The 2,886-nt window shown below is 71.7% G+C and carries 2 protein-coding genes; both read left to right on the top strand.

Going from position 1 to position 2,886, the window contains the following annotated elements:
* Positions 1–3: 3 nt before the first annotated feature.
* Entirely contained in the window at positions 4–1,422 is a 1,419-nt protein-coding gene (locus tag FZN60_RS28420) for a mannose-1-phosphate guanylyltransferase/mannose-6-phosphate isomerase (RefSeq protein WP_158877760.1), read from the top strand.
* Positions 1,423–1,430: 8 nt separating this feature from the next.
* A partial coding sequence (locus FZN60_RS28425; protein WP_158877758.1) for a phosphomannomutase occupies positions 1,431–2,886 on the top strand: 1,456 nt, incomplete at its 3' end.

Genomic DNA, 2,886 nt, shown 5'->3' on the forward strand with positions numbered 1-2,886 from the left:
GCGATGACCTCACTGATTGTACCGATCATCATGGCGGGTGGTTCGGGCACGCGGCTTTGGCCTGTGTCGCGCGACACGATGCCCAAGCAGTTCATCCCGCTCTTCGACGAGGGGCGCTCGACGTTCCAGGCGACGCTGTCGCGCGTGTCCGGCCCCGAATTCGCGCCCCCCGTCGTCGTCACAAACGACGCCTTCCGCTTCGTGGTGGCCGAGCAGATGCTGGCGCTCGGCCTCAAGGGCACCATCGTCCTCGAGCCCGAGCGGCGCGACTCCGCCGTCGCCGTCGCCGTCGGCGCCACCATCGCTTCGCGCGAGCAGTCGCCCGAAGCGGTCTGCCTCGTGCTCGCCGCCGACCACGTCATCACCGACGTTTCGGGCTTCGTGACCGACTGCCTGGAAGCGGCAAAAGCCGCGGCCAAGGGCTGGATCATGACGCTCGGCATCAAGCCGACCAGCCCGGCCACCGGCTACGGCTACATCGCGCCGGGCGCCTCCATCGAGGGCGGGCGGGCGCTGGCGCTTCGCCGCTTCGTCGAGAAGCCCGACCGCGACACCGCCGAAGGCTACGTGGCGGAGGGCTACCTCTGGAACTCGGGCAACTTCCTGTTCCAGGCCGAGGCCATGCGCGAGGAGCTCGCCGCCCACGCCCCCGACGTCCTCAGGGCCGCGCAAGCCTCGCTCGCCTCGGCCAGCCGCGACCTCGACTTCCTGCGCCTCGCCCCCGAGCCCTTCCGCGCCGCCCCGAAGATCTCCATCGACTACGCCTTGATGGAGAAGACCGACCATGCCGGCGTTCTGCCCGCCCACTTCGCCTGGTCCGATGTCGGCGCCTGGGACGCCATCCACGACATCAAGGCCAAGGACGAGGACGGCAACGTCCTGGAAGGCTCGGTCTCGGTGATCGGCACCACCAACAGCCTGGTGCGCTCGGAAGGCCCGCTCACCACCGTCGTCGGCCTCGACGAGGTCGTCGTCGTCTCCACCCTCGACGCGGTGCTGGTCGCGGCCAAGTCGGAAGCGCCGCGGGTCAAGGACCTCGTCGCCCGGCTCGCCGCCGAGGGCCACGCCCAGGCCACCGACCACCTGCGCATCCACCGCCCCTGGGGCTGGTACCAGCGCATCGACATCGGCCAGCGCTTCCAGGTCAAGCACATCTGCGTTTATCCCGGCGGCACGCTCTCGCTCCAGCGCCACCACCACCGCGCCGAGCACTGGGTGGTCGTCCACGGCACGGCCGAAGTGACGATCGACGGGACGGTGAAGCTCTACCACGAGAACGAGGCGGCCTATCTTCCGATCGGCTGCACCCACCGCATGCGCAATCCCGGCAAGATCGACCTGAAGATCATCGAGGTGCAGGTCGGCTCCTACACCGGCGAGGACGACATCGTGCGCATCGAAGACATCTACGCCCGGAGCTGATCGCCCCCATGAGCCAGACGAGCAGCCTGAAGTTCGGAACCAGCGGCCTGCGCGGGCTCGTGAGCGACCTCGTGGGCGCGCCGAGCCGCACCTATGCGGGAGCCTTCCTGAAGCACCTGGCGGCGAGCGGGCGGGCGCCGCGCGCCGTTCTGGTCGGGCGCGACCTTCGCTCCTCGAGCCCGCGGATCGCCGCCGACTGCGCGCGGGCGGCGCGGGCGCTCGGGATCGAGGCGATCGACTGCGGCGCCCTGCCGACGCCGGCGCTGGCGGGCGAGGCGATCAAGCGCGGCCTGCCCGCCATCATGGTGACGGGCAGCCACATTCCCGACGACCGCAACGGCTTGAAGTTCTACGCCGCCACCGGCGAGATCACCAAGGCCGACGAGGCGGGCATCCTCGCGGCCCATGCCGCGCTGGAACCCGGCTTCGGCGAGGACGCCGACGAGACCGGGACCGGGACCGAGGGCTCGCCCTGGAGCGGCGAGGCCGGCGAGGCGGCGCGCGCCGCCTATCTCGCGCGCAACATCGCGTTCTTCGCCGACCGCGCCCTGTCGGGCCTGAGGGTCGGCGTCTACCAGCACTCCTCCGTCGCCCGCGACCTCCTGGTGGAGGTTCTGGAGGGGCTGGGCGCGAGCGTCGAGGCGCTGGGGCGCGCGGACCGCTTCGTGCCGGTCGACACGGAAGCGCACCGGCCGGAAGACCGGGCGCTGATCGCGCAGTGGACAAGGGACGGACGCTTCGACGCGGTGGTCTCCAGCGACGGCGACGCCGACCGGCCGCTGATGGCGGACGCCTCCGGCGCGATCCTGCGCGGCGACGTCCTCGGGCTTCTGACCGCCCGCTTTCTCGGCGCGGCGGTGGTGGCGACGCCCGTCACCTCGGCCTCGGCGATCGAGCGGGTGATGGGCGCGGCGGGCGCGCGCGTGTCGCGCACCCGCGTCGGCTCGCCCTTCGTTCTGGAAGCCATGGAGGCAGCGCTCGCCCAAGGCGCCTCGCCGGTGGTCGGCTTCGAGGCGAACGGCGGCGTGCTGCTCGGCTCGGACGTCGCGCTGGACGGGCGGCGCCTTCAAGCGCTGCCGACCCGCGACGCATTCCTGCCGATCCTGGCCGCGCTCGCCCTCGTTGCGCGCGAGGAAAAGCCGCTCGCGCGGATCGTCGAGGAACTCGGTGCCGGCTTCACCGCCGCCGACCGCCTCCAGGAGGTGCCGGCCACCGAGAGCGCGCCGTTCCTGACGCGCCTGGCACAGGAGGAGGGCTTTGCCCGGCGCTTCTTCGAGGGCGGCCCGGCGATCACCGGCCACGACACGCTGGACGGGGTGCGGGTGCTGTTCGACGACGGCTCGGTGGTGCACTACCGCGCCTCGGGCAACGCGCCCGAGCTGCGCTGCTACGTCGAGGCGCCAAGCCAGGACGCCGCAAACACCCGCCTCGCCTGGGGCCTCAAAGCCGCACAAAACGCACTCA

It is taken from the genome of Antarcticirhabdus aurantiaca (genome assembly GCF_009765365.1).
Taxonomy (GTDB): domain Bacteria; phylum Pseudomonadota; class Alphaproteobacteria; order Rhizobiales; family Rhizobiaceae; genus Antarcticirhabdus; species Antarcticirhabdus aurantiaca.